General features: G+C 46.4%; 3 protein-coding genes. All 3 read left to right on the top strand.

The window, feature by feature from the left end:
* Positions 1–165 precede the first annotated feature (165 nt).
* Positions 166–780: a hypothetical protein gene (locus Q0R37_RS15510; RefSeq protein WP_294755521.1), complete on the top strand. Its 615-nt coding sequence runs from the start codon at positions 166–168 to the stop codon at positions 778–780.
* A 143-nt stretch (positions 781–923) separates the two neighbouring features.
* On the top strand, positions 924–1,835 hold the full coding sequence (locus Q0R37_RS15505) for an NYN domain-containing protein (RefSeq protein WP_294755520.1): 912 nt from the start codon (positions 924–926) through the stop codon (positions 1,833–1,835).
* Between the two features lies 1 nt (position 1,836).
* Positions 1,837–2,949, top strand: a complete 1,113-nt coding sequence (locus Q0R37_RS15500; protein ID WP_294755518.1) for a transglutaminase domain-containing protein — start codon at positions 1,837–1,839, stop codon at positions 2,947–2,949.
* Positions 2,950–3,256 lie beyond the last annotated feature (307 nt).

Here is a 3,256-nt window from a genome sequence, read left to right as displayed (position 1 = left end):
GCCACCTTGCCAAGGTGGAGGTAGCGAGTTCGAGCCTCGTAATCCGCTCCATAGTGGCGGGGGAATACTCTCGTCATTACATGAATCCCGAAGCAATAGTTTCGGGATTTTTTATTTAGAAGATCGGTAATACAGTTATGTTTCAGCTATGATCGGAGATAAATTATGGGCAGAAAATATAAAGAAAGTTCAGCAAAGGTAAAAAGAGAATTCAGGAATATGAAGATCCTGAAGTTTTTGGGCGTAATAAAGTGGCTGCTGGTAGTGCTTGCAGTGATATGCTGCGTTATCATACGCCTTTTCTACTGGTATGACAAGCCGGGCAAGTTCTATTCCTTCGGGGATATAACTCAGGTAATAATAGCGAATGTCGCGCTTCTTGCGCTGGTACCCATAGTGTGCCTGTGTGCGTTGCTGTTCCTAATAATCAAGCTCTCAAAGGGCGGACAGGGCAAGGTCATAGTTATATGCACGGCGCTGCTCGTTTTCCTTTGCGGCGGAGCAGTGGGCTACGTGGCTTACACCAACAGGAGCGCCATAGAGTTCATGCGCTTGCAGGAGTTCAGGACTCCCGACAACAAGCACACCCTGTACTACGTGACCTCAAAGGGCGAGCGCAAGCGTGTTATCTACCGCAGAACGGGAAAATACGAGTACGAAAAGACTACCTCCTTTGATACGGTCGGTCAGAAGAAGGATTATTTCCCCGAGTATCAGTGGGGCGAGGAAAGCTTTTCCGACGGCGTGAACGAATACCTGTATTCATCATACGAGGAATAAAACTGATAAAATGTGTTTTAAATTCCGCACAAAGAGGATAAATCTTCTTTGTGCGGAATTACTATATACAAAATTAAATATAAATGTTATAATGAAAGTACTATCTGCCGCCGCGGCGGCAAGGACGCTACAGGAGTGAGGAAATGGAAAAGGAAATGAGGTACGCAGTTCTTATTGACGCCGATAACGTGGCGGCAAAGTATACCAAGTACATTCTCGATGAGGTCTCAAACTACGGAGTCGTTACATACAAGAGAGTATACGGCGACTGGACGAGGCCCAATCTTGCAGGCTGGAAAAGCATGGCTCTCGACAATGCTATTACGCCTGTCCAGCAGTACAGCTATACCACGGGAAAGAACGCTACGGACTCTGCAATGATAATTGACGCTATGGATATCCTCTATTCCCATAATGTTGACGGCTTCTGTATAGTTTCGAGCGACAGCGATTTTACGAGACTTGCCATTCGTCTGCGTGAGTCGGGTATGCACGTTATAGGCATGGGCGAGCAGAAAACGCCGAAGCCTTTCAGTACTGCCTGCAACGCCTTCAAGTATCTTGAGATACTTGCCGATGAGGAGCTTCAGGGCACGGGCGAGACGGAAAAGCTGGAGATGAAGACCCTCGAAACGGCTATAGTACGTATAATAACCGAAAATGCAAATCTCAGGGACGAGATCAATATAGGCGAGCTTGGAAGCAGGCTTATCAACCGTTATCCCGACTTCGACGTGAGAAACTACGGATATTCAAAATTCTCGCAGTTCCTCAAGGAATTCGACGGACTCAGCTTCCGTCAGGAGGGCAGCAGTATACTGGTCTCGCAGAAGACCAGTATGACCGACCTCGAATGCATAGAAAGTGCGCTTGAGGCGATAGTTCGCTCAAACGGGAACAAGGGCTATAATCTGGGCGAGCTGAAAAAACAGCTCTGCTTAAAGGTTCCCGGATTTGACGTAAAGACCTACGGATATTCCAAGTTCAGCAAGTTCGTGGAAAATCTGCCTGATTTTAAGATAAAGAACAACACTGTTATGATATCGGAGAACTGACTTGAAGAAAAAAGTTATATTGACACTGCTTGTCTTTGCCTGCTGTCTGTTTGCAGCTGTTGCGCTCAACTACGGCTTTGCAACGGGCTTTATGCGTAATTACCCCGATGCGGAGTATCTGACCTACGAGGAGGCTGCTGTCAGACCTGTGTACTATGAGCTCGGCATAAAGGAACAGGCTCTTTATACGGCTTTGTACCGCGGTATAAATGAAGAAAAGGAAGCCATACCGCTTCCGTTTGAGGTTAAGGGCGAGGAGTACTCAAAGGTGTTCCGCATACTTGAAAAGCAGGAAGGAGAGTTCTTTTTCCTAGATTCAGTGTACTATACCGCCAAAAGGGTCCACGAGGCGAAGATGGCATACAAACCCGAGCTCGATCTGGAGCTCAGGAGAGGCGAACTCAGAAATGCTGTAAAAAAAGCAGTAAAGGGCGGCAGCAGCATACGCGGGAATTACTATATAGCTACATATATAAGCAACTATATAATAAATAACTGCAAATATGTCCTCGGAGACGACGACAGCTATGCTTCGACGGCTTACGGCTGCCTTGTTGAGGGGAAAGCTAATTGCGAGGGCTACTCCAAGGCGTTCAATCTTCTTGCTGCCGAAATGGGACTGGAAAGCCAGCTCATTACGGGAACTACCGATACAGGTGAAAATCATGCGTGGAATCAGGTCAAAATAGGTACGGAATGGTTCAATCTCGACGTAACATGGGAGGATACCGATGTTGCGGGAGAGATACGCAGCGAGTATTTCCTGCGTCCCGATAAAGCGTTTTCACGTACACATTTTGCCGATGAGGAGCTTTTTGAACCGCAGAAATGCACCAGCGACAACTGGAATACCTTCAAGGTCAGCGGGCATCACGCAGAAAACCTTGAAAAGGCGCTGAGCATACTCAAGGATTCACTGAGCTCGGGCAATGATACGATAGATATCGGGTTCGCGGACAGCGATACGTACTCACAGTTCAAATATGTGATAACGAACGAGGAAAGAGTCGCGGAGCTGTTTGACGAAGCAGGCGTTTCAGCGGACGGAGATATAGTTATCAGACTGCGTGAAAATCCCGGGGAGCTCTGTATTACGGTGCTCATTGATAAATAACAGTAAAATTAGACACAATTCGATTTAAAACGAGAATCAAGCTTGTGGATTATTCCGTGTTGACATTGACCTGTCAGCGTGATATAATAATTAAGTCGCCGCGAGAGAGCGAAAACAGTGAGTCTGTTGGCGCAGCATGGGAAGCACGATCGGGTGCGGCAAAAAAATCTCAGAAAAATTTTTCAAAAAGGTATTGACATTGAAAAACTTCTGTGATATAATATTAAAGCTGTCCCGAAAAGGGGGAGAGCGAACAGCATCTTGAAAATTGAACAATGCGAAGAAAAGAAAAACGACCCTTGAGATT

It is taken from the genome of uncultured Ruminococcus sp. (assembly GCF_946415235.1).
Taxonomy (GTDB): domain Bacteria; phylum Bacillota; class Clostridia; order Oscillospirales; family Ruminococcaceae; genus Ruminococcus.
The sequence above is the reverse complement of the archived record's forward strand: the minus strand, read 5'-3'. Positions and strand labels throughout refer to the sequence as shown.

Bases quoted from the DNA above. Each gene is read 5' to 3' on its own strand.
- Q0R37_RS15505 (WP_294755520.1), top strand. From the start codon at position 924: ATGGAAAAGGAAATGAGGTACGCAGTTCTTATTGACGCCGATAACGTG.
- Q0R37_RS15510 (WP_294755521.1), top strand. From the start codon at position 166: ATGGGCAGAAAATATAAAGAAAGTTCAGCAAAGGTAAAAAGAGAATTC.